The following is a 22,911-nucleotide window of genomic DNA, read 5'->3' on the forward strand; positions in this document are numbered from 1 at the left end:
TGGGCTTTTCTATGTTATAACCAATACGACGAATAGCTCCCAAGCACCGTAACAGAAAAACCAAGTGCTTCAAGCTCCATTGTTACTCCTGGCAATAACACATCATCATACGCCTTATCAACATCGATTAAGAAAAAGTAATTTCCAAGACCCGTTTTCATCGGACGGGACTCGATTTTTGATAAATTTAACTTTCTCCATGCGAATGCTGATAACACTTGATAAAGCGCTCCTGCATAGTCGGCAGGTAACGTTATCATAAGTGTCGTTTTCTCTCCACGGTTTTCACCATTTTTCGATCGTATCGCTTGTTTCTTTTTATGTAGCACGAGGAAACGCGTATGATTATTTTTATGCGTATGAATATTACGCTGTACAACTGCTAAATCATATTTTTCCGCTGCCGCTTCATTTGCAATTGCTGCTACTCTCTCTTTTGGATGTTCCTTTACATACCGCGCCGCTGCACTTGTGGATGTCATATCACGAACTGTTACACCCTTTAATTCCCTATTTAAAAACTTATGGCACTGCGCAATCGCATGTGGATGAGAATGCACTGCATATACCTCTTTCCAATTTTCTTCATGATCTGGATGTACAAGTAAATGTTGCTGAATAGGCACTGTAATTTCTCCTACAATGAAGAGCGGCTGCTCATGCACAAGATAATCAACAGTAATATTAACAGAACCCTCAATTGCATTCTCTAACGGCACAACTGCAAAATCAACATTTCCATTTGCTGCAGCATCTATACAATCAGGAATCGTTCGATACGGTACATGCTCTGCTTCCGAAAAAAAACGACTTACCGCCATATTTGTAAATGTTGCTTCCGGTCCTAAATATCCAACTCGAATCATCGTCTTTCCCCTCTTTTTCGTTTTCTTACTGTTATACCACAAATATTTATATTCCTCTATATAAATTTCGAATATTTAAAAAAGACTAGCATTTGCTAGTCTATATGTTTCATATATTCTTTTTGGGCGAAGAAGAAATAAATGGCTGTTGCAAGACAATATATACCTATAACTTTTATACTTGTATATAACACATCCGTCCCCATTAAATTACCTAATGCAATAAAAGCAAATATACTATGTATGATTCCAACCAAAATAGGAATAAAAAATAAACTTCCCATTTGCCATCTGACAATTCTTTTTATTTCTTCTTTCTCCATTCCTATTTTCATTAACGAGCGATACTCTTTACGATCCTGTCCAATATCAGAAAACCATTTAAAATATGTCATGCTACAAGTTGCTAAGAAGAAGAGAACACTAATAAATGAACCAATAAATAATAATATTGCCCCTCCTTCTCTAAATACAGTGTATATAATAATCTTATTTCTCATCGAAGAAGAATAATCTGGAGACACTTTCTCCCCAAGCTCTAACGCGAATTTTTTTTGCTCCTGCCAATTTGGAAGATTATAACCATAATATACGTACTTTTCATGATCAGGAATAACACTTTCCCATTGTTTAAACTGTTCATCCTGTACAACTAATAATTGGTTATGGTGTCCAGCGCCATCTCCATTAAAAACCATGTCCGATTTAGATTCCTGTAATTTAATCTGATATGGTACCCCTAACATTTGAAAATAAAATATTTCCTTATCATACAGATTCTGACCATCAAAAGCCATTGGGTTTATAAATGTGCCGTAACCTTTTTTATTGTTCAACATGCTTTTCCTTTGCTTCTTTGCTTCTTTGTTATAATCTGCTTGTGATATAACAGTAATCGGAAATAAACGCCCGTCATGTGTTGTAATAAATTTTCCTGGTAATCCGATAAACTGTACTTTCTCTACATTTCCATAACCATGTTTTTTAAATAATGCCGAGAGCTCATTAGGAGAAATCACCTCATGAGATGCTATTCCTTTTTCTGTATAGGAAATTTCATGAGGGAATGAAAACATAGTACTTTTGGGAAGATCAGAAAAATATGTATATGCAGTTCCTGTTGCTGTAATAACTGTTGCTGTCAAAATAGAAATAGAAAATAAAAACTTTGCATGATCTTTCAATTTATGCTCAAGACTGCGAAGCACAAATAGGTTTGGATATTTATAATAAATGTGCTTTTGTTTTTGAAGCCCTTTCAAAACAATTAAACTTCCTTGCGTAAATATAAAATAAGTTCCTATAATTACAGTACTAAGAATGGGATAGAAGTAGAGGAATAACTTCCCTAGCGTTACCTTTACCGCAAGGGTATATCCACATAAAAGAAAAATAATTCCTAAACCAAATCGCCATTTCCCTACTTTAAAAGCTCTACGTCCTTTCCTCTTATCTAATAATAAATCAACAATTTCTAACTTCCGTACATTCCATAAACTAAATAATGCTAAAGAAAAAAAGATACATGAATATACAACAGCTGTCATCAAAATCGGTTTTATTTGAAAGATAAAATGAATTGCATTCTGTAAATCTAATAGTATACTCAATGTCATTAAAAACAAGTTTGAAAATAACATTCCAACTCCAATTCCAATGCAAGTTGATACAAAACCAACTACAACCTGTTCTAGAAATAATAAAGTTGAAATTCTAGAATTTGTAGATCCCATTAATTTAAGTAATCCTAATTCTTTTTTTCTCGCATCAAGGAAAGTAGTATTAGAACTTAACATAAAAAGTGCCGAGAACATGAGAATAAGATAACTACACCCTTGTAAACCCGACCTGATTCCAATGTGTACATTACTATTTGCAACTTCCGGATGATACACAAACACTGTATACATATAAAAAACTGCTACAGAAAAAGAGCTACTTAATAGAAACGCTTTATAACTTCGCCAATTCCCCCTTACATTTTGTATCGCTAGCTGCCTGATATTCATCTGCATCCCCCCTGTAACTTGTTACATATATAAATCCAATTTGATTTTCCGACATATAAATTACGGCTATGAAAAACAAAAAGGGACTTCCACTCATTTCCTCCTTCTGTTTTTACATGGCATGGGGCTAAAAAAGGAACTGACCGCTTCTATCCACCGGCGGATCCTCTCTACCATCTAAAAAGAATGGTTTTATGTCGTTTTTTCAATCCTTATTTACATAGGTAAAAAGCTAGAGATACCCCTAGCTTTTTACGTGTTTTAAATAGCCTCGTTGTGCAATTACAAAGTAAATTGCTGACGCAAATATATATGCTCCAATAACAATCGCGCCTGATTTCCATAAATCTAAATATAACATCTTTCCTAATGTATGAAGAGCAAATCCACTATGCACAGTACCAATAAGAATTGGGATAAAGAAAATTACTCCCATTTGGCGAATCGCGATTTTATGAATTTCTTTATCCGTCATACCAATTCGTCTTAAGGATTTAAATTGGATACGATCTTGTTCTTTGTCATTAAACCATTTAAAATATGTCATGCTGCAAGCAAAGAAGAAGAAGAGTACTGCTACGAAGAAACCGATGAACATTGTAATTGCCCCTTGTTCCTTTATTGCTTTATAAGTGAGAACCGAATTATGGAAATTCTGTTGTTGTTCTTGAGCAATTTCTTTTTTCAATTCTACTACAAGATTCTCTGTTCCTTTCCAGTCTCCAATATAATATCCGTAATATTTTGTCTTTTCTTCATCTGATATAGCCTCTGCATATTTCATAAAATCTTGATCATTCACAATAAGATACCCTTCATCATTAAAAACAGACTGTGAAATTGGATCATTTAACTTAATAGATTGTTTTTGTCCGTTCAGTGTAAACTCAAATGGCTTTGTACGATCTACCTTCACAAAATCGTTCATCATATCAATTAAAACCATCGTCGCACTTCCCGGTGCATTATGAACTTCCTCTTTCTTTTGCTTGCGCGCTTCTGCATTATATTCTTTTTCTGAGATAATACCTAAAGGCATCTCATGCCCACCATTAAACATCACTAGTTTTTGTTTCGCAGGAAGTTTTACATATGTTACTTTTCTCGCATCCCCAAACCCGTGTTTTTTCAAAGTTGTTTGCATTTTCTCGTCACTAATGACATTATGCGAATTTACTCCCTTTTCCTCATATGAAATTGCATGAGGAGTACTTGATACTGTTTTATAACTCATATCTTGAAAGAATACGTAAAGCGTACCAACCGCTGAAGAAACAACAGCTGTAATAATAGAAATAACGAAAAGAAAACGAGCATTATCTTTCATTTTATAAATAAGATTGCTAAGCACAAACATATTTGGATATGTATAGAATGATTTTTTTCGTCTTTGTAACGCTTTCAATACCACTGTACTACCTTGTGTAAATAGTAAATATGTTCCTCCAACTGTTAGTCCTACAATCGGCAAGAAGTACATAAGAAAATTCATAAGCGTCACTTGGAAGCAAAGAACATATGCGACAATAATACATAATATCCCAACTACACATAACCATGTAAATGCAAAGGGCTCTACTTTTTGCTTTCTTGCTTCTCTTAATAAATCAATAATTTGTAAACGACCAACCGTCCAAATACCAAACAGTGATAAGAGAAAGAAGAGAATGAAGTATACACTAGCTGTAATTAAAACAGCTTTTCCATTCCAGACGAGCGGAAGGGTTTTGTCTATACCTAACAATACACTTAAAGCCTGAAAGAACAGTTTTGAACAGAGCATTCCTAAACCAATTCCTACTACAATTGCAATTCCACCTAAAATTATTTGCTCTAGTATAATCATTCGGCCAAGCTGCGCTTTCGTTCCACCTATTAATGTTAATAAACCAAACTCTTTTTTTCTTGCTCGTAAAAACGTTGAGTTCGCATATAAAATAAAGAGTGCTGAGAAGATGACAACGATATAGTTCATAGATTCTAATCCTTTTGTAATCATCACCTTCATGCTAATATTCCCGCTTACTACATCTGGATGATAGATGAAAGAAGCATACATAAAAAATACTAAAATCGATAAACAACTACTAATAAGAAAAGCTTTATAATTACGCCAATTTCCTTTTACATTATTAAGCGCGAGCTGGCGAAAGTTCATGATATTCTCCTCCTAGCATCGCAAGTACATCTAAAATTTCTTGGAAAAAGGCTTGTTTTGTTTTTCCTTTATGAATTTCCGAGAAAATTTCTCCATCGCGTATAAAGAGAATTCGTTCGCAATAACTCGCTGCTACTGGATCATGCGTTACCATCGCAATCGTTACTTTTTTCTGTTCATGTAAATCTTGCAGAGCACCCATTAACGATTTTGCAGACTTAGAATCTAAGTTCCCCGTTGGTTCATCTGCTAAAATTAATGTCGGTTCATGAATAATGGCACGTGCAGCTGCAGCACGTTGCTGCTGTCCACCTGATACTTCATATACTTTTTTGTTTAAGATTTCTTCAATGTTTAAGAATTTTGCAATCTCAAGTACCTTCGTATCAATTTCTTTTACAGAACGTTTTGCCATAACAAGTGGTAAAATAATATTTTCTTTAATCGATAGCGTATCAAGTAAATTAAAGTCTTGGAAGATAAATCCTAAGTGCGTGCGACGAAATTCTGCTAGTTTTTTAGCACGCATTTGGCTAATCTCTTCACCATTTACATAAACATGACCTGATGTTTGTTTATCAATTGTTGCTAATAAATTCAAAAGCGTTGTTTTCCCACTGCCTGAAGGTCCCATAATTCCGACAAATTCGCCTTCTTCAATTTTGAAATTTATATCATGCAAGGCAGTCGTTGCCACTGATCCTTTTGATTGATAGACCTTTGTTAACCCCTTTACTTCAAGCACACTCATTTCTAAATCCCCCTATGTGTTTTCTTCTTACATTTACTATAAAAAAATTAAGAAAAAGAAACGAGTGATTTTCCTTACAAAACGTTTTGTTATCTTACAGTTTTGTCATTTTTCTCATTAATGTATGATATTCTTCATCTTTTGCAAATTGAAACGTAAAGGTCGTGCCTTCACCTTCCGTTGATTGGACATAAATTCTATGGTGTAAATTATCACAAATTTCCTTCGTAATATATAAACCCATTCCAGTCGCTTCCCTCGTTTTACGGCCGTTTATTCCCGTAAAGAACGGGTCAAATATACGCTTTACATCTTGCTCTGGAATACCGATTCCATTGTCCCTAATATGTAGCAATACCTTTTGATCCTTCTCTTCAATTTGAAAGTGAATTTCTTTTTTCTCTGCTTCTGAAATTTTTGTATACTTAATTGCATTTACAACAATTTGGCTCATGGCGATACTAAGCCACTTTCTATCAGACGCAATCATACAAGTCTCTTCTTCAAACATCAGTTTCGGAAATACAGAAGATTGAATGAACGACTTTCGATTCTCATTAATAATCTCTCGAATGACATCTATAACATTTACTACTTCTACTTTATAATCCTTCGCAAACTGATCTAATCTTGCCATATGTAATGCTAAATCTAAGCCATTTAAAATACGATTATTTTCTTCACGAATACTTTCAATCGTTCCTCTTGCCTCACGGTGTTCCTTACCATATTTCTGTAACAATAATTCAATAACAGATACCGGTGTTTTCATTTGATGAATCCACTGATTCATAAATATCATTTGCTGTTGTTCTTTCGCATTCTGTTTATGAACTTCATTCATATATTGCTGCCTTAGCAACGTAAACGCTTCAACGACCATTTCTTGCTCTAATGTGTAAGAAGCATCTATGAGTAAAGAATCGTGTAATGTATGTCCATCGGCAATATACTGTTCTATTCTCTTTAAAAACACACTTCGTTTTCGGTAATCGTAAATAAGGTATACACTAAACACAACTGTCCCTAATAAAAGTCCATATAACCACATACTCCAGTCCAGTGAACGCTTTTCTAAAAGGCTTTGTAACTGCAATACGAGCCCAAATAAACAAAGGCTTATAATGTAAGAAAGGATTAATGAAAAACGGTCTATGAGGTAACTTTTAACCTTCATGCCCTTCGCCCCACTCAGTAAGAAGAGCATAACCATACCCACGTTTTGTGACAATTGCATTTTTAATACCTAGCTCCTCTAATTTCTTCCTTACACGCTTTACATTCACAGTTAATGTATTATCATCAACAAAAGCTACTTCATCCCATAAGGCTTCTAAGAGCTCTTCACGCGTTACATATTGATTCGCTTGCTTCATTAAACACTCTAATAAGTAAAATTCATTTTTTGTAAGTTCCGTTTGTTGACCTTTCCATTCTACTGTGTGCTGTGATGGGAACAATAACAATCCATTAACACCTAAACAGTCGCTTTCCGCTACCAAAGCATACTCACCATATCCGCGGCGAAGTGCACTCTTCACCTTTGCCATTACGATGTCTAAATGGAACGGCTTTGTAATATAATCATCTCCACCATTCTCAATCGCCATCACTTGATCCATTTCCCCTGTTCTTGCAGAAACAAAAATAATTGGTGCATTCGATACTGTGCGAATTTGGCGACACCAATAGAAACCATCAAAGTACGGTAAATTAATATCAAGTAATACTAGATGAGGATTTATTTTTACAAACTCATCTTTTATTTGACGTAAATCACTCGCCCTAAATGATTGATAGCCATACCTTTCTAAATGTTCCTCTAATATTTCTGCAATCTTTTCATCATCTTCTACAATTAATATTTTATACATGCTCTTTTCTCCCCTTGTTTGTTACTGCAAATTATTCTTCTAGAAATCACTCCTTTTTCCATTATAAAAAAGACTGCCGTATTTTGGCAGTCTTAATCGATAAATTCGAATTGATATTCAAGAATTTTTACAATGTCACCATCTTTTGCACCACGTGCACGAAGAGCTTCATCAATACCCATTCCGCGCATTTGACGAGCGAAACGACGTACAGATTCATCACGTGAGAAGTCTGTCATCTTGAATGTTTTCTCAATATCATAACCAGAAATGACAAATGTACCGTCACTCTCGCGTGTAATTTCAAACTTAGATCCTTCAGATTCAAATTTATACATCACACTTGCTTCAGATTCGTCTATAACATCATGTACTGGGAATTCTGGTGTTGTTTCTATTAAATTCGCTACTTCAAATAATAAATCACGAACACCTTGTTTTGTTACGGCAGAGATTGGGAAGATTTGAACTTCGTCTCCTACTTTCTCTTTAAATGCTTGTAAATTTTCCTCTGCATCTGGCATATCCATTTTGTTTGCAACAACAACTTGTGGACGTTCTGTTAAACGCAGATTGTACTCTTTTAATTCAGCATTGATTGTTACATAATCCTCATATGGATCACGGCCTTCTAAACTAGACATATCAATAACATGCACGATAACACGTGTACGTTCGATATGACGTAAGAATTGATGTCCAAGTCCAACACCGGCATGTGCTCCTTCAATTAGTCCAGGAAGGTCAGCCATAACGAAACTGCGGTTATCGCCTGTTTCAACAACACCAAGGTTTGGAACGATTGTTGTAAAGTGATATTCTGCAATTTTCGGATGCGCTGATGATACAACAGATAGTAATGTTGATTTACCCACGCTTGGGAATCCAACAAGTCCAACATCCGCTAATACTTTTAGTTCTAAGATTACATCACGTTCTTGACCTGGTTCCCCGTTCTCAGCGATTTCTGGCGCTGGGTTCGTTGGAGTTGCGAAACGTGAGTTACCACGACCACCACGACCGCCTCTTGCGATAACTGCCGATTGCTCATGTGTTACTAAATCGGCAAGAATTTGACCAGTTGCTTCATCTTTTACAACTGTTCCTGGTGGAACTTTTACGATTAAATCCTCTGATTTACGACCATGTTGGCCTTTACTCATTCCATGTTGACCACGATCGGCTTTGAAATGGCGCTGATAGCGGAAGTCCATTAATGTACGTAAGCCCTCGTCAACAACGAAAACAACATCTGCACCTTTTCCTCCATCGCCACCTGCTGGGCCGCCTTTTGGAACATACTTTTCACGACGGTACGCAACCATTCCGTTTCCACCGTCGCCGCCTTTTACATATATCTTGACCTGATCTACAAACATTATTTCACCACACTTTTTTCGATTGGTTGTAATATAACCGAGACTTCATCATCTCGCACTGTATAAGAAATGGAATACCATTCATTGTTTTGGTTTGTAAGCCACGTTTGTAGTTCTTCTACATTCGTTAGCTTGCCACGAAAATCAAAAAAGAAACGAGCATTCTCCGCGTCACATTCAATTGTGATACAAACATAATTTTCAACATAAACGTCTAAACTATGCTGAAGCATTGAGAAAAATTCATTCGTCCACGTACATACTTCTTCATCGTAATGAGATAAGTTATGTAATTTCCCTAATACTTCGTACTCCAATAAGCACGGCTGCTGTTTCCAATTATATGTTAAAATCCATTCTGAAAATAAAGGCATCGATAGCCCTATCAGATTAGATTCTTGTCTCGCTTCTTGGACAAAACGATCGATGAGCCCATGAATCTCTTCCACTCTTCCAAGGGAAAGGTTTCCTTTAATCATCTGCATACGATTAAGCCAATCATGCCTAGAATGGCGCAACGCATCTATAATTGTCCATTTTTTATTCATCCAGATACCCCTTAATATAGAAAAACTCTAACCTGCACTCAGGTTAGAGTTTTCCGTGAGTTTCTTATGCTTCTTGAGCAACAGGATATACGCTCACTTGTTTGCGGTCACGACCAAGACGCTCGAAGCGTACTACGCCGTCAACTTTCGCGTATAAAGTGTCATCGCCACCACGACCAACGTTAACACCTGGATAAATTTTTGTACCGCGTTGACGGTAAAGAATTGAACCACCTGAAACCGTTTGACCATCTGCGCGTTTAGCACCAAGACGTTTTGACTGAGAGTCACGACCGTTCTTTGTACTACCTACACCTTTCTTAGATGCGAAAAACTGAAGATCTAATCTTAACATACGTTACACCTCCTGCATTTTTTCTATTAAACGGATATACTTTCCGTAATCAAGTTCAATCGTCTTTAGCGAAACAACCAATCCTTCTAAAAGTGTTTGTGCTTTTTCTGCTGTATGAGCGTCTAAATCATTAGGCAATTCATACGTTAAGAATCCGCCGTCACTTCCGAGTTCAATAGTTGCTTGCACATTACAAAGTACTTCCACTGCATTTATAGATCCAAACACAACCGCAGTTGTTCCAGCACAGACAAGATCTTGTCCATGTGGCGCATAATCGGCATGTCCAGTCATTTTAAATGATTGGATACTTCCTAATTTCGTGCGACTTATCGTAATTTTAATCATCTTAACCAGAATTAAGCGTTGATTGCTTCAATCACTAGCTTAGTGTAAGGTTGACGATGACCTTGTTTCTTACGATTGTTCTTTTTCGCTTTGTATTTGAAAACGATGATTTTCTTAGCGCGACCTTGTTTTTCAACTTTCGCAGTAACTGTTGCACCTTCTACAACTGGGCTACCAACTTTTACGTTTTCGCCACCAACGAAAAGAACTTTGTCAAAAGTAACAGTTTCACCAGCTTCAGCATCTAATTTTTCAATGTAGATTTCTTGACCAGCTTCAACTTTAATTTGTTTTCCACCTGTTTCGATAATTGCGTACATACTTGCACCTCCTCATAATTACTAAGACTCGCCAAAACGAGGTAGACATAAAATGCCTTTTTGGAACCTGTCTTGCGCGGTTGTAGCATATAGCAGTTTAGGTGCTATAAACTATAACATAAAGATGTTATCACGAAACGTTGACTATTGTCAATAAATGTTCTGCTAACTATTTTTTCCGATTCATGATTTCTTTCTTTGTTCCAAATCGAATAATCGCATACTTCTCAGTTTCTTCATCTGTGAAATAAATTTCAAGTGGTATATTTTTTTGCAATTCTTTTTGTAAAAATATTTTTTGCACTTTTTTTGACGCTGCAATTAACACTGCTTCATCTTCTACATGATTATATGTAACAAGCTCTCTTTCTAACTCATATGCAATTGATTCATTTGAAATGACGTACCCTGTCGTTTTACACTGCGAACAGTCTTCTAGTAACACGTCACGCAGCGAGTGTTTCTTACGCTTACGTGTCATTTCTAAAATACCGAGCTCTGTAAATCCGAGAACGCGTGTATACGTACGGTCTCTTTGTAAAGAAGAAATAACTCTCTCTCTTATCTTCTCTTTATCTTCTTGTTTTTTCATATTAATAAAATCAATTAAAATCATACCACCAATATCACGTAGCCTTAATTGGCGAGCAATCTCTTCCGCAGCTATTTCATTTGTTTGCAATACTGTATCTTGCAAGTTCTGTTTTCCAGTAAATTTACCGGTATTCACATCAATTACCGTCATTGTCTCCATTTGCTCTATGATTAAGTAAGAGCCGTTTGGAAGCCACACTATTTTTTGCAGTGCTTTTTCAATTTCGCGCTCAACACCATAGTGACTAAACATAGAAGTTTTTTCATTATAAAGCCTAACCTTTTCTTTTCCTACTTTATCTGCCACTTCATTTAAAATACTGTGCGAGTCTATTACTACTTTTGAAATGGATTCAACTGGATTTTCTTGAAACACACGATCTAAAAACGTCTCAGGACGATGAAGCAATAATGGAGCCTTCCCTTGCCCCTCTTTTCTTTTTAACCCTTCAAACAGCTCCTGAAAATATTTCATTTCACTCTGAACTTCATCCACAGAACCTCTTTCACACGCTGAGCGAAAAATAAAGCCCCCGGTTCCTTCTACTTGAATGTCCATTAATTGTTGTCGTTTCTTATAATTTTTTATTTTCCGGGAAACAGCACGCATCTCATCATGCGGCATATAAACGACATATTTCCCGGTAAATTCTATATTAGCTGTTAGTTTTGGACCCTTCGTATCAATTGCTTCTTTCACAACTTGCACGAGCAGAGCTTGCCCTTCGTGTACTCGATATGATGATGGAACATCGTCATATGACAGATATGCATGTTTTTCTAAACCAATATTTACGAAAGCTGCATTCATCCCAGCAATGGTACGCACAACGCGCCCTAAGTAAATATGTCCGACAATTTCTTGTTCTTCGTTTCTTTTCCATAGAAGTTCAACAATCTCTTGTTCTTCTTCAACAGCAACTCTCTTTTCCGAACCAGTATAGTTGATGTATAACGTCTTCAAAATACTTTCCTCACTTTTTTATTTTCTTTTCCTCTTACAATATAAAAGGTTAGTGTCATCGTCAACACTAACCTATTAATTCTGCTACAGATGAAGTTGTTCGTTTCTCAGTAAAATACGCATAAAGCAACTCATTTTCATCTAATGTATAGTGCTCTTTATATTTGCCATGAACAATAATCGAGTGTTTATACCCTCTCCGAAACTTTGTAAAAATCGTATACAACCGATCGTCTGTTTGCACCTCGATTGGAGCAATTTTTTCAATATCTCGCTTGTTCCCGTAATAACGTTCTAGTAAAAAACGCATAAACGCATAGCGCCGTTGCTTCCATTCTTGATATAAAGAAATAGCTAAAAACAGAAGAAGCACCCACATCATAATATTATTAATATTCCAAAGAAGTTGCCACCCTAATATCACACTAAAAAAAACACATGATATTTTCATCATCTTCTCATGCGCCTGTAAATAAGGGAATTGATGTGATAAAACATTAAACAATACTTTCCCACCATCTAGTGGCCAAATTGGTAATAAATTAAACCCCAGAATAATTAAATTGTTCCATACAAAAAAATGATACAGTTCCTCACTAACCCATCCTGTCTTAGCCAAGACATAAGCTAGCCCAATCATCCATACATGTTGAATAGGTCCTGCTATTACAACGACTAGTTCTTCCTTTAACGGCTTATTCCCATGTTCCTCAAGCTCCGCAACACCGCCAAACGGCAAAAGTTTTATTTGCTTAATTCTCCACTTATAATGAGCAGCTGCGACGGCGTGCCCAAGTTCATGAATCAAAACGATGCAAAATAAAAGTAGTAATTCTTTAAAACGCGCTGTAAAAATTCCAATAGCTATAATTCCCCAAAACAGTGGATGCACTGTAATTTTTGACAATACTTCACTATATTTATTCAAATGAAATCACCTGAATCGGATCGATAAATTTTTCATTCTTTTTGATTGCAAAATAGAACTTACCATTCTTGTTATCTGCACTGCTCCCAACTGTTCCAATCTTTTGTTTCTTTTCGACATAATCATATAAATTTACAGATGTCTCACCTAAATTTCCATACCAAGATTCCGTACCATCTGCATGTTGGATCTCGACTATATTTCCAAATCCCTCTTTCTTACCAGCGAAAATAACAACTCCTTCATTTACAGATTCAACAGCTGCATTCGCAGCTGTTTGTACAAATACACCTTGGCCATCTTTTTGAAAACTTTGCATGACTTTCCCTGAAGCTGGAACTGCATAATCTTTTTGCTGCACTGATTGCTTCTTTTCATTTACAGGTAGAAAAGCAAGTGGTTTTCCAAATTGATCTTTGTACCATTTAGATACAGTCGCAAACTGAAATTCTTCGTGCATAACTTGTTTTACAACCGTTTTTGCTCCATCAAAAGAAGCCGGTGCATTTTTAAATAAAATAGCTACCGAGAGAACGAGAATTGCCGCTAATAAAAATTTAAATAAAAATACTTCTTTTCGAAAAAGAGGATGCACCTCTTTTTCACCTTCTTCAATGAACATCGTTTCTCCATCAAAGTTTCCTTCTGAAAAATACTGTTCTTCCTCGAGCCTCTCTTGTTCTTCTTTTCTCTTTGCAATCCGTTTTTTAATCTCTTCTACACGTCTATTCTTCATCTTGTCCCCTTCCTTTTCCACCTCTTCTTGCAAGAGGCGAGCAAAGTGAAACTTTCAGTAAATAAAAGCTCTCTATTTACCAAAATACAGTTTGTACATATGTATGAACCCTAAAGGAAAGATATTCATGAGAAGAGAAAAAGAAAGCACCTCGCATACATGCGAAGTGCTTTTAACGAATCCCAAAGAAATTCTTTACTTTTGTAAAAACAGACACTTTTTCTTGCTCAAACGCTTGTAAAGGTACAGATTCACCTAACAAACGTCTTGCAATATTCCGATAAGCTAATGCTGCTTTTCCATTCGGCTGCAACGCTACAGGCTCTCCTGTATTTGTAGCACGAATAACTTCATCATCATCCTCGACTACTCCAAGTAGTTCAATTGAAAGTGTACGTACAATTTCATCTACATCTAACATATCTTGCTCATGCAACATATGGCTACGCACACGGTTGATGACAAGTTTTGGTGGTTCGATATCTTCTTTTTCTAAAAGCCCGATGATACGATCTGCATCACGCATAGAAGATACTTCAGGTGTCGTTACCACAATTGCTTTATCCGCACCTGCCACCGCATTTTTGAATCCCTGCTCAATACCTGCAGGACAATCAATTAATATGTAATCATAATCTTGACGTAATACCTGTATTAATTCATCCATTTGTTCAGGCGTTACCGCTGATTTATCACTCGTTTGTGCTGCAGGTAATAAATAAAGCTCATCAAAGCGCTTATCTTTAATCAGAGCCTGAGGTAAACGACAACGACCTTCGACGACATCAACAAGATCAAATACAATACGGTTTTCCAGCCCCATTACTACGTCTAAATTTCTTAGACCAATATCCGTGTCAATTAAGCAAACCTTTTTCCCGGATAATGCCAAGGCTGTACCAATGTTTGCAGACGTTGTAGTTTTACCTACTCCGCCTTTTCCAGATGTAATTACTATTGCCTCTCCCACAGCTATACAATTCCCCTTTCTAACTTTGTTAAATTAGGTCTAAGATGAGTGAGAAGTTGCAGGCGATCGACAACAATGTGATTGTTCTCATCAATATATGCACATTCTGCCGTCTCTGCTCCGTCTTCTTTCTCTTCCGGAGCCCGCATTGTTACATCACTAATTCGAAGTTGCATCGGATTCATAATAGATGCCGCAATAACAGCATCTCTGTCCCCATGATATCCTGCATGTGCAATACCTCGTAATGCTCCAATGACAAAAATATTTCCCCCAGCGATAACCGTTCCGCCTGGATTAACATCTCCAATTAATAATAAGTTTCCTGTTACATGCAATACTTGACCTGAGCGAACAATTTTGGAAACAGGGACAATTTCTGTTTCTTCTTTCCATGCTATCGCTTCCGCTTTCGTGATAACATCACTCTCAATTGAATCCACAACAAGATTTTTTTTATTGCGAATCAAAGTGCGAATTTCTTCTTGCTGCACATCTGTCAAATAGCGATTGCCAACTTTAACATGTACTTCGATTAATGAACGTCCATCACCATCATAATAGTGAGTGGAAAGTTTTTCGTCCAGTTCTTCTAGTAATTCAGAAAATGAACAACAATCATCTAAATGTAATGTCAGCCCATCTTTTGTCCCTTTAATTGTTACATTCTGTTGCTTTTTTTCTTCCACTAAAGTTCACCCCAACGATTCAATTCGACATAAAATCAGAAAATCCTTTTTTCTTTTTCTTCCATCGCTTTTGAAAGACGCACAAGATATCGTCTCAGTGGGAAACAAACTAGCAATAAGAAAATTCCATTTAACAATAAAGTAGAAAGGAGACGATCTGAGAAAAAGATATGCGCTGGTACATGAATGCGACCTAGCAACGTTAAAAATCCATATACATAATATTCCAATGCCGCAATACCCGCTAATACAATAAAAGAAACAATGAATAAGTTCAATTGCAATACTCTCATCGCACTATACACAAGATACGCTAAAATCGGATAAGCAAATATATACACACCAACAAGTTCTGTATATACAGTATCAAATAAAAAACCAAACAATAGTCCATAATAAATTCCTTGCAAAGGACTAAAATAAACGGTAATAAAACACAGTACAATCATAAAGAAATGTGGCGCTGCAATACTGTCTTTCCAAAATAGTGCTGTTGGAACTACAGTAGAAAACATATTTTCGAATAAAAACACAAAAAGAAGCAGCAGAGGAAGAATCGCCCTTTTCAAAATAGCCATGTCTTCTCCCCCCTACTGTTCCAACGCTGCTGAGGGCATAACCCTTTTTGTAACCATAATATGGTCTACATCATTTAAATCCGCAGCAGGTTTTACGTAAGCTGTTTGTGTTAATCCATATTCATCTGGTGCAACATCTACAATTTTCCCAATAACTAATCCTTTTGGAAAAATATCACTTAATCCCGATGTTACAACCGTTTGATCTTTTTCTACTTTTACATCAGATGGAATTTTTGTAAAAACAAGAGTTTGTTTTTCCTTGTCATATCCTTCAATCAATCCGAAAATACGCTCCTGTCCTTCTACTACAGCAGAAATACGATTTGTTCGATTCAGTGAACTCAATAATTCTACAGTTGATGTAAATTGAGAGACACTTTTCACCCGGCCTACTAAACCTTTTGAAGTCATAACAGCCATATCCTTCTGGACTCCTTGCTGTGCACCTCTATCAATTCCGATTAAGTCATACCACTTGTCCGGATTGCGTGCAATCACTGTAGCTTGAATTGGCTTATAGTCACGAAGAGAATCTTTTTTGTCAATCGTTTCACGAAGCTTCGTATTATCTTTTTCTAAATCTTTTACTTTCACGGATAACTCCGCATACTTATCTAGTTTTTCTTTTAATTCTTTATTTTCTTCATACGTGCGCTTTACATCTTCTACGTTCTCAAAGAACCCGGCAACATAATTCGCTGGCTTTTGGAATACACGTTCTACAACACCGACAGTATCTTTTACAAACTGCTCTGGCCATGTTAGACTTTTTCGTTCTTTCAATGAGATTCCAATCAATGCCACGAGAAGAATAATACTAACTAGCAAAACAATTAATCTTTTGTTTAAGAAAAACTGTGGCACGTTCACACCCTCTTAATTTCATTGATTTTTATTTTGGAATATTATCGAGCAGTTTTGAAAAGGTCGATATTATCTAAAGCTTTACCTGTTCCAATTGCTACACAGTCAAGTGGATTTTCTGCAACAAGAACTGGCATTTTCGTTTCTTCACTGATTACTTTATCCAAGTTACGAAGCAATGCACCACCGCCTGTTAACACAATTCCACGATCCATAATATCCGCCGCTAATTCAGGTGGCGTTTTTTCTAATGTATTTTTCACTGATTCAACGATTGCCTCTACTGTGTCTTTTAATGCATCCGCAATCTCTTCAGGTTTAATTAATACCGTTTTTGGTAAACCACTTACTAAATCACGACCTCGGATTTCCATTGGCTCAACACCTTCTGGCTCGCCAGCAGACCCAATTTCCATTTTTAATGCCTCTGCTGTTCTTTCCCCAATCATTAAGTTGTAGCTCTTCTTAATGTATTGAATGATAGAATCATCCATGTCATCACCAGCAACACGAACAGATTGACTTGTTACAATCCCACCTAAAGAAATAATTGCAACTTCTGTTGTACCACCACCGATATCAACAACCATACTACCAGTTGGTTCCCAAACAGGTAAGTTTGCACCGATTGCTGCTGCAAATGGTTCTTCAATTGGATATGCATCGCGCGCACCTGCTTGGCGAGTTGCATCGATTACTGCACGTCTTTCTACAGCCGTAATACCAGATGGTACACATACCATTACATACGGCTTACGAGAGAAAAATCCATTTGATTTTTGCGCTTGCTGAATATAGTATTTCATCATTGTCGCTGTTGTTTCATAATCAGCAATTACACCATCTTTCATAGGGCGAAGAGCCACTACATTTCCTGGTGTACGACCAATCATTTGTTTCGCATCGCCACCAACTGCAACGATTTGTTTTGAGTCTGTTTGCAATGCTACAACTGAAGGTTCACGTAAAACTACACCTTTTCCTTTCACATATACAAGCGTATTCGCTGTTCCTAAATCAATTCCAAGATCACGAGTAAAACCACCAAATCCAAACATGTCATCTATCTTCCTTTCTCATTTTCACGGACTCATTTTCTTACTTTATATTTATAATAAAACAGTACGTTTTTATATTTTCTATCCTTTATTGTAAGCGAATGCCTACAAAAAACTCATAAATCACATTATAAAACAAAATAGGTAAAAAGAATAGTCTTAAATATGACCTTTTTCTTTTAAACTCACGAATTTATGGTCGCCTATAATAATATGATCCAGGACTTCAATTCCAATAATCCTCCCGCATTCTACTAATCGTTTTGTCACTTCAATATCTTCACGACTCGGTGTTGGGTCTCCAGAAGGGTGGTTATGCAGACATATAATAGAGGCTGCTGCGCGGCGAAAAGCTTCTTTGAAAACCTCGCGAGGATGTACAATTGAGGCATTTAGACTCCCGATAAACACTGTCTGCCGATGCATAACTTGATTTTTCGTATTTAAGTATAAACATGTAAACTTCTCACAAATACAAAAAATCAAAACAAAAGAGCACAGCGTGTATAAGTAGTGCTACCAACACTCTTATACCGTCCGCCTGAATGCCCAGGCAAACACTTGCTGTACCCCCATGAGTTATTTTACATCATGTAGGGTCTATTTAGCAACGTTTGTCATAAATGGCGACGTTGCTTTTTTGTTTCCGCAAAGGAGACACATATTGATGAAAGAACGTATTGATGTTATAGCAGGTGAAGAATCTTTTCATAACCTTTCTACATTTACAGAAATAGAAGAATTAAATAGAACTGTACGTGCATACAGAGACATCATCCGTATGTCTATTAAGCGTACCGATGTACAATCTAAACTCATTGCACTACTTGAAATTTTAAAACGCCATAGCTGCAAATATGTAGGTGTTAGTTTCCTATGCAAAAATTCAATTGCTGACATGATGGAAGTATCTTATAAAACTGTTCAACGTTTAATGAAGAAGCTTGTGGACTTGGACATGATCCGCCAGGTATCCATGAAGCGTAAAAAAGATATGTTACAAACTGCTAATGCTATTATTATTCAACCTATTGTGGAAGAAGTGTCCGACAAGCAACCTGTTAAAAGTCCTACAAAGTGTCCGACCATTAAAACAACACCTGTTTCCTTAAAACAAAATATAAAAGATATAAACAAACGTAATAGTAATGAGAATATTAATACACCTGAGGAAAACATTAAACAAGCTGATTTTGTTGCTCACTGGGTTCCAGAACGTTTTGTTTCTTTAACTAACTCTTTTTATTCTGAATCAAAAACAATTCAAGAACTGTGGAAGGTTGTAAGACAGTGTAATAGAGTTGTTAATCATTTAACAGGTGATAAAGCATTTAATAAAGAACAAGAACTTACAATTGGTTTGAAAGCTATTAAAGAGTTTGTTATGAAAGTGAAGTCTGGGGCAAAAATGAAGAAAGGTAAATTCGCTTATTTCAACGGTATTGTAAATAACTTAATGGACAAGTTTTACTTTGATAAAGAGTTTATGGGAATGTAATATTTACAGTTCTTGCACAGAATTGGTATGATTTAGTTATTACTTCAAGGGGGGTTTTTTGATGAGTTATGATACAGTAGCATCGCTACAACGTATGGAACAATTAGCACAAGCAGAAGCTGTGGCCGGGGAACGTTTGGTATTAAAACCAATATATTCTACTTTAGATACATGGTTAATGGTTATTGCATTTATTCTATTCATTCCAACTCTTACTTTTTCTTTAGTAGCGTTTTTGGTTTACTATTATACAAAGGCAATTTTCACTAAAACACAATTAGTAAAGAACGTAGCTACTGGTGAAAAGTTTTATGTTGATAAACAAGAATTTAAACAATACAAGAAGGATTTTAAAGCAAAGGAAAAACAAGTTAGAAAAATATCAGATTTGAAGTAAAGAAAAAACCGACTCAATTAAGAGCCGGTTTTCTTTCTCATTTGTTCTTTACTTTTTAAAATATCTTCCTTAAAAGAACAAACAATCATCTATCATTGCAAGAAAAAACGTGGTCATAGGGATGTGCCTGTCCAAAACCTTCCGGTTGAAATGGTTGAATATCATTTAATTGTATGGAGTTACTTGACGTTTTCCTTTAAAGACCCTTCTAATAAAATTCCTATTCACCGCTTTGAATATTTTATTCATCCACAACAATCATAGCTATTTTTAATGATCTCGCATATTGTATGTATCTTTAGTAGTACATTAGAAAAAGCTGTGCCGATTATCATTTAAATTAACACAGCTTCTTTTATTCTGTTATTGTACTAAAGTCGCTTTACCACGTGGCAATTGTAGTCACTTGTTGATGTTTTGGTCCTGGTATATATAAAGTTTCCCCAAGATATCTGGCTTCGAAACGGTAATATAATTCTCTTCGACTTAAATCTGACCCGATAATAAGCTTCCATTTCACCTTTGTTGGAATGCCCATGACTGGTACTATATACTCACCTTCGAATGGTGGTAATTGACCCGCAGGCATTGGAATTGTTTTATTTGCTACTTCATTGCCAAATACGAATGCTTGAAGCTGCAACTGCTGACCTCCAGGCAGAATAGTACCTCTTAGTGTGAATCCCAATTCTCCAAAGACAGGTACATTGATATTGAATGGTTTTGAACTTACTTCAGTACCTGGTGTTGTATCACCTTGCCCCTCAATTGTAGCAGACCATACGGTACCAGTTCCTTGCTGACATGTATATGAACCTGAAGCTGTATTTCCTTGTATCACTCCTACATAATCGCAGTCTCCACCTTCGTTAGCATGTCGTCTTTGTGCAATCACTTGATTACCGTTAAGTGTAATGTAGACAGTAGCATAAATAGGGTTATCATGTGGGTGGGTATATGTTGCATCGAAAGCATTACTATTACCTCTTCGCACCCACGTCCATTTCCATTGTTTTTCTTGCCCTACCCATCTTGTACCTAATTTATCTTGTCGAAAAGGCATATTGGTTTGATTGTTATAATTATAGGGAGTGTATGGTGAAGTATTAAAGTTATAAGGGGTTGTATAATAATTTCGATTATCAAAGTAATATGGGGTGCTATTGTAATAATCACACTGGTAATAATATGGATAAACATAGTTATACATTAAAAAATTCCTCCTACAGGTTTTAATTAAAAACAGAATGCAAATTATCATATGGCAATATCCTAAAGAGGAAGTTTGTATGATTCAAAAAAATTTCTTTAAAAAAGTGCACCAACTACATATAAAATTACGAATATGATAATGTCTACACAATGAGAATAATGTTCACTATTACAATCCTAAAAGAATTAAGATGAAATTAAAAAGCATGAGCACCGTACAATAACTGACTCATGCCCCAAAGGTTGCCTAATGAAATAACCTGTCTAACTTTATGGGGTCACTTCAACAAGAGCCGGTTTTCTCGCTTTATAAAAAAATTATTCGTGTGTGATAAGGACAAACACTCTTATAAATCAAGAATGATTACCTTGTACGATAGGTAATCATACAAGAAAAACAAACTCATATTGCATTTATTGTATTATGTACAATTTATTAGTAAAGGAGTGTGATTATCCTTGCACCTAAATAACGGAAGAAATTTTAACCCTCCATCAGTTCCATGTTCTGTCCCTAGTCCCATCAGTTGTCCGATTATTCAAGGACCTCCTGGACCTCCTGGACCTCAAGGACTTCAAGGACCTCCTGGAGACAGCGGAGGTTGTTCTTGTGAAGGTTTACTCACTGGTATTCCTCAAGGCAGTTCCGTTACATTCTTTGCTGAAGCCAACACCGCAGTTCAGGGTAGTTTGATTGGAGTTGTTACTCCTGGGATAATTCAAGTACAGGACCAAAATGGTTTAGTAACAAATATTTGCTGCGAGAAAATTTTCGCAGCTCGAAGAGATTCTTAACCTCAGTTGTCTATTACTGAGGTTTTTTATAGATTTTAAATTTGGTTATCTTCAATTAGGTTAGTTAATCTTAGAATTAAGTTAATGTATAGTTCTAAATAAAAGGTTATATTAGATAAAAAACTAAGTAAAGAATATTTCACCTCATGTGTATATAATATGCATAATTTATTTCGAACAAGCATAGACAAACATACAGTAAAAAAACCGACTCATAAGAGCCGGTTTTCTCGCTTTATAAAACAAATTATTTGTGTGTAATAAGGACAAACACTCTTATTAATCAAGAATAATTACCTTGTACGATAGGTAATCATACAAGAAAAACGATTTCATTTTGCATCTATTGTTATATATGTGCTTTATAAGTAAAGGAGTGTGATTATTCGTGAGCTTAAATAATGGAAGAAACGTTAACCATTCCGCGATTTCTTGTTCTGTTCCTGGTTCCGTTTCCGTCCCTTTTCCGGGCTCAGCGCCATCTACCGCTACAACATCCCGCCTATTTTTTACTCCATTACCTCCAAACCCACCTCCTATACCTCTTCCAGATGATACGAGCAATATCACGATTATGGAGTTTGTAATTCCCGCCCAAGCGTTAGCAAGATTAGCAGCAGAAAGACCAAGTGTTGGACTTGATGCAACAATGAGTACAGAAGTGATTTTGGACCCATTGGAAGGTTTTTCTCTTAATTTGGATGCTATTACTTATCAATTATTCCGTAATAATACATTGCTGACAGATACGCTTGTATCCGGAAGGTATCAAACAGGATTTGGATTTAACAATTTATATACCTTTAATTCCACTTTTACGTGGGTAGATTTACCCGTTGATCCAATATTTCCAGGAGATCCGATATTTCCTACTGACCCCATACGTTATCGAGTCGTTGCGAATATAGGGTCATTAGGAGGTGTACTAAGTGCTCAAGTTAGAAATCGTGGGTTTAAAGGTGTACTTCTTCCTACTGACCCTGTTTAACACGAAATGAATAAATAAAACCGACTCCG

The 22,911-nt window shown here is 36.2% G+C and carries 23 protein-coding genes, 1 pseudogene and 1 other annotated feature; of the genes and pseudogenes, 3 read left to right on the forward strand and 21 right to left on the reverse strand.

The window, feature by feature from the left end; all coding sequences use genetic code 11:
* Window positions 1–14 precede the first annotated feature (14 nt).
* From pheA to radC, 20 genes and pseudogenes are all read right to left on the reverse strand, one after another.
* A complete protein-coding gene (pheA, locus tag AAIE21_RS04825; RefSeq protein WP_343265694.1) occupies window positions 15–866 on the reverse strand; it encodes a prephenate dehydratase in 852 nt (283 codons plus the stop codon).
* Between the two features lie 95 nt (window positions 867–961).
* Window positions 962–2,875 (reverse strand): ABC transporter permease, encoded by a 1,914-nt coding sequence (locus AAIE21_RS04830; RefSeq protein ID WP_343265695.1) that lies wholly within the window; start codon window positions 2,873–2,875, stop codon window positions 962–964.
* Window positions 2,876–3,119: 244 nt separating this feature from the next.
* Window positions 3,120–5,033: an FtsX-like permease family protein gene (locus AAIE21_RS04835; RefSeq protein WP_343265696.1), complete on the reverse strand. Its 1,914-nt coding sequence runs from the start codon at window positions 5,031–5,033 to the stop codon at window positions 3,120–3,122.
* The gene (locus AAIE21_RS04840; RefSeq protein WP_241814891.1) at window positions 5,008–5,784 is read right to left on the reverse strand and encodes an ABC transporter ATP-binding protein; all 777 of its coding nucleotides are present in this window, start codon (window positions 5,782–5,784) and stop codon (window positions 5,008–5,010) included. The genes AAIE21_RS04835 and AAIE21_RS04840 overlap by 26 nt, the downstream gene beginning before the upstream one ends.
* Window positions 5,785–5,878: 94 nt before the next feature.
* Window positions 5,879–6,961, reverse strand: coding sequence for a HAMP domain-containing histidine kinase (locus AAIE21_RS04845; RefSeq protein WP_343265697.1), 1,083 nt, complete (start codon window positions 6,959–6,961; stop codon window positions 5,879–5,881).
* A complete protein-coding gene (locus AAIE21_RS04850; RefSeq protein ID WP_343265698.1) occupies window positions 6,951–7,658 on the reverse strand; it encodes a response regulator transcription factor in 708 nt (235 codons plus the stop codon). The genes AAIE21_RS04845 and AAIE21_RS04850 overlap by 11 nt, the downstream gene beginning before the upstream one ends.
* 92 nt (window positions 7,659–7,750) lie before the next feature.
* Window positions 7,751–9,037 carry a GTPase ObgE gene (obgE, locus tag AAIE21_RS04855; protein WP_343265699.1) on the reverse strand — a complete coding sequence of 429 codons (1,287 nt, stop codon included), beginning with the start codon at window positions 9,035–9,037 and terminating at the stop codon, window positions 7,751–7,753.
* On the reverse strand, window positions 9,037–9,585 hold the full coding sequence (locus AAIE21_RS04860) for a Spo0B C-terminal domain-containing protein (RefSeq protein ID WP_343265700.1): 549 nt from the start codon (window positions 9,583–9,585) through the stop codon (window positions 9,037–9,039). Before AAIE21_RS04860 ends, obgE begins: the two co-directional genes overlap by 1 nt.
* A gap of 64 nt (window positions 9,586–9,649) precedes the next feature.
* Complete coding sequence (gene rpmA, locus AAIE21_RS04865) at window positions 9,650–9,940, reverse strand: 50S ribosomal protein L27 (RefSeq protein WP_000944957.1); 291 nt, start codon at window positions 9,938–9,940, stop codon at window positions 9,650–9,652.
* A gap of 3 nt (window positions 9,941–9,943) precedes the next feature.
* Entirely contained in the window at window positions 9,944–10,288 is a 345-nt protein-coding gene (locus AAIE21_RS04870; RefSeq protein WP_006096063.1) for a ribosomal-processing cysteine protease Prp, read from the reverse strand.
* 11 nt (window positions 10,289–10,299) lie between these two features.
* On the reverse strand, window positions 10,300–10,608 hold the full coding sequence (rplU, locus tag AAIE21_RS04875; protein ID WP_003200848.1) for a 50S ribosomal protein L21: 309 nt from the start codon (window positions 10,606–10,608) through the stop codon (window positions 10,300–10,302).
* Between the two features lie 14 nt (window positions 10,609–10,622).
* Window positions 10,623–10,700: a sequence feature (ribosomal protein L21 leader region), on the reverse strand.
* A 77-nt stretch (window positions 10,701–10,777) separates the two neighbouring features.
* Window positions 10,778–12,166, reverse strand: a complete 1,389-nt coding sequence (locus AAIE21_RS04880) for an Rne/Rng family ribonuclease (RefSeq protein WP_343265701.1) — start codon at window positions 12,164–12,166, stop codon at window positions 10,778–10,780.
* A gap of 67 nt (window positions 12,167–12,233) precedes the next feature.
* Window positions 12,234–13,094, reverse strand: a complete 861-nt coding sequence (locus AAIE21_RS04885) for a M50 family metallopeptidase (RefSeq protein ID WP_343265702.1) — start codon at window positions 13,092–13,094, stop codon at window positions 12,234–12,236.
* A complete protein-coding gene (locus AAIE21_RS04890; protein ID WP_343265703.1) occupies window positions 13,087–13,830 on the reverse strand; it encodes a peptidoglycan DD-metalloendopeptidase family protein in 744 nt (247 codons plus the stop codon). Before AAIE21_RS04890 ends, AAIE21_RS04885 begins: the two co-directional genes overlap by 8 nt.
* Window positions 13,831–14,002: 172 nt before the next feature.
* Window positions 14,003–14,800, reverse strand: a complete 798-nt coding sequence (gene minD / locus AAIE21_RS04895) for a septum site-determining protein MinD (RefSeq protein ID WP_343265704.1) — start codon at window positions 14,798–14,800, stop codon at window positions 14,003–14,005.
* 2 nt (window positions 14,801–14,802) lie between these two features.
* A complete protein-coding gene (gene minC, locus AAIE21_RS04900) occupies window positions 14,803–15,489 on the reverse strand; it encodes a septum site-determining protein MinC (protein ID WP_343265705.1) in 687 nt (228 codons plus the stop codon).
* A 35-nt stretch (window positions 15,490–15,524) separates the two neighbouring features.
* Entirely contained in the window at window positions 15,525–16,067 is a 543-nt protein-coding gene (gene mreD, locus AAIE21_RS04905; protein WP_343265706.1) for a rod shape-determining protein MreD, read from the reverse strand.
* A gap of 12 nt (window positions 16,068–16,079) precedes the next feature.
* Entirely contained in the window at window positions 16,080–16,934 is an 855-nt protein-coding gene (gene mreC / locus AAIE21_RS04910) for a rod shape-determining protein MreC (protein ID WP_343265707.1), read from the reverse strand.
* Window positions 16,935–16,975: 41 nt separating this feature from the next.
* Complete coding sequence (gene mreB / locus AAIE21_RS04915; RefSeq protein ID WP_343265708.1) at window positions 16,976–17,992, reverse strand: cell shape-determining protein MreB; 1,017 nt, start codon at window positions 17,990–17,992, stop codon at window positions 16,976–16,978.
* Between the two features lie 159 nt (window positions 17,993–18,151).
* A pseudogene (gene radC, locus AAIE21_RS04920) lies at window positions 18,152–18,460 on the reverse strand (RadC family protein); the annotation flags it as partial.
* 199 nt (window positions 18,461–18,659) lie between these two features.
* On the opposite strand from radC, the gene AAIE21_RS04925 reads away from it, so the two are divergent.
* Both AAIE21_RS04925 and AAIE21_RS04930 read left to right on the forward strand, forming a co-directional pair.
* Entirely contained in the window at window positions 18,660–19,490 is an 831-nt protein-coding gene (locus tag AAIE21_RS04925; RefSeq protein WP_343265709.1) for a helix-turn-helix domain-containing protein, read from the forward strand.
* Between the two features lie 61 nt (window positions 19,491–19,551).
* Complete coding sequence (locus AAIE21_RS04930; RefSeq protein WP_343265710.1) at window positions 19,552–19,887, forward strand: hypothetical protein; 336 nt, start codon at window positions 19,552–19,554, stop codon at window positions 19,885–19,887.
* 382 nt (window positions 19,888–20,269) lie between these two features.
* Here AAIE21_RS04930 and AAIE21_RS04935 read toward each other — a convergent pair whose 3' ends face one another.
* On the reverse strand, window positions 20,270–21,097 hold the full coding sequence (locus AAIE21_RS04935; protein ID WP_343265711.1) for a hypothetical protein: 828 nt from the start codon (window positions 21,095–21,097) through the stop codon (window positions 20,270–20,272).
* 1,185 nt (window positions 21,098–22,282) lie between these two features.
* Between AAIE21_RS04935 and AAIE21_RS04940 the strand changes: the two genes are divergently transcribed.
* The gene (locus AAIE21_RS04940; protein ID WP_343265712.1) at window positions 22,283–22,882 is read left to right on the forward strand and encodes a hypothetical protein; all 600 of its coding nucleotides are present in this window, start codon (window positions 22,283–22,285) and stop codon (window positions 22,880–22,882) included.
* Window positions 22,883–22,911 lie beyond the last annotated feature (29 nt).

This window comes from Paenibacillus sp. 102 (assembly GCF_039549175.1).
Taxonomy (GTDB): domain Bacteria; phylum Bacillota; class Bacilli; order Bacillales; family Bacillaceae_G; genus Bacillus_A.

Excerpts from the sequence above, each read along its gene's own strand:
- AAIE21_RS04930 (WP_343265710.1), top strand. The coding sequence starts at position 19,552 with ATGAGTTATGATACAGTAGCATCGCTACAACGTATGGAACAATTAGCA.
- AAIE21_RS04830 (WP_343265695.1), bottom strand. The coding sequence starts at position 2,875 with ATGAATATCAGGCAGCTAGCGATACAAAATGTAAGGGGGAATTGGCGA.
- AAIE21_RS04925 (WP_343265709.1), top strand. The coding sequence starts at position 18,660 with ATGAAAGAACGTATTGATGTTATAGCAGGTGAAGAATCTTTTCATAAC.
- AAIE21_RS04840 (WP_241814891.1), bottom strand. The coding sequence starts at position 5,784 with ATGAGTGTGCTTGAAGTAAAGGGGTTAACAAAGGTCTATCAATCAAAA.
- mreD (WP_343265706.1), bottom strand. The coding sequence starts at position 16,067 with ATGGCTATTTTGAAAAGGGCGATTCTTCCTCTGCTGCTTCTTTTTGTG.
- rpmA (WP_000944957.1), bottom strand. The coding sequence starts at position 9,940 with ATGTTAAGATTAGATCTTCAGTTTTTCGCATCTAAGAAAGGTGTAGGT.
- AAIE21_RS04850 (WP_343265698.1), bottom strand. The coding sequence starts at position 7,658 with ATGTATAAAATATTAATTGTAGAAGATGATGAAAAGATTGCAGAAATA.
- AAIE21_RS04845 (WP_343265697.1), bottom strand. The coding sequence starts at position 6,961 with ATGAAGGTTAAAAGTTACCTCATAGACCGTTTTTCATTAATCCTTTCT.
- rplU (WP_003200848.1), bottom strand. The coding sequence starts at position 10,608 with ATGTACGCAATTATCGAAACAGGTGGAAAACAAATTAAAGTTGAAGCT.
- AAIE21_RS04835 (WP_343265696.1), bottom strand. The coding sequence starts at position 5,033 with ATGAACTTTCGCCAGCTCGCGCTTAATAATGTAAAAGGAAATTGGCGT.
- obgE (WP_343265699.1), bottom strand. The coding sequence starts at position 9,037 with ATGTTTGTAGATCAGGTCAAGATATATGTAAAAGGCGGCGACGGTGGA.
- mreB (WP_343265708.1), bottom strand. The coding sequence starts at position 17,992 with ATGTTTGGATTTGGTGGTTTTACTCGTGATCTTGGAATTGATTTAGGA.
- AAIE21_RS04890 (WP_343265703.1), bottom strand. The coding sequence starts at position 13,830 with ATGAAGAATAGACGTGTAGAAGAGATTAAAAAACGGATTGCAAAGAGA.
- AAIE21_RS04935 (WP_343265711.1), bottom strand. The coding sequence starts at position 21,097 with ATGTATAACTATGTTTATCCATATTATTACCAGTGTGATTATTACAAT.
- pheA (WP_343265694.1), bottom strand. The coding sequence starts at position 866 with ATGATTCGAGTTGGATATTTAGGACCGGAAGCAACATTTACAAATATG.
- AAIE21_RS04860 (WP_343265700.1), bottom strand. The coding sequence starts at position 9,585 with ATGAATAAAAAATGGACAATTATAGATGCGTTGCGCCATTCTAGGCAT.
- AAIE21_RS04870 (WP_006096063.1), bottom strand. The coding sequence starts at position 10,288 with ATGATTAAAATTACGATAAGTCGCACGAAATTAGGAAGTATCCAATCA.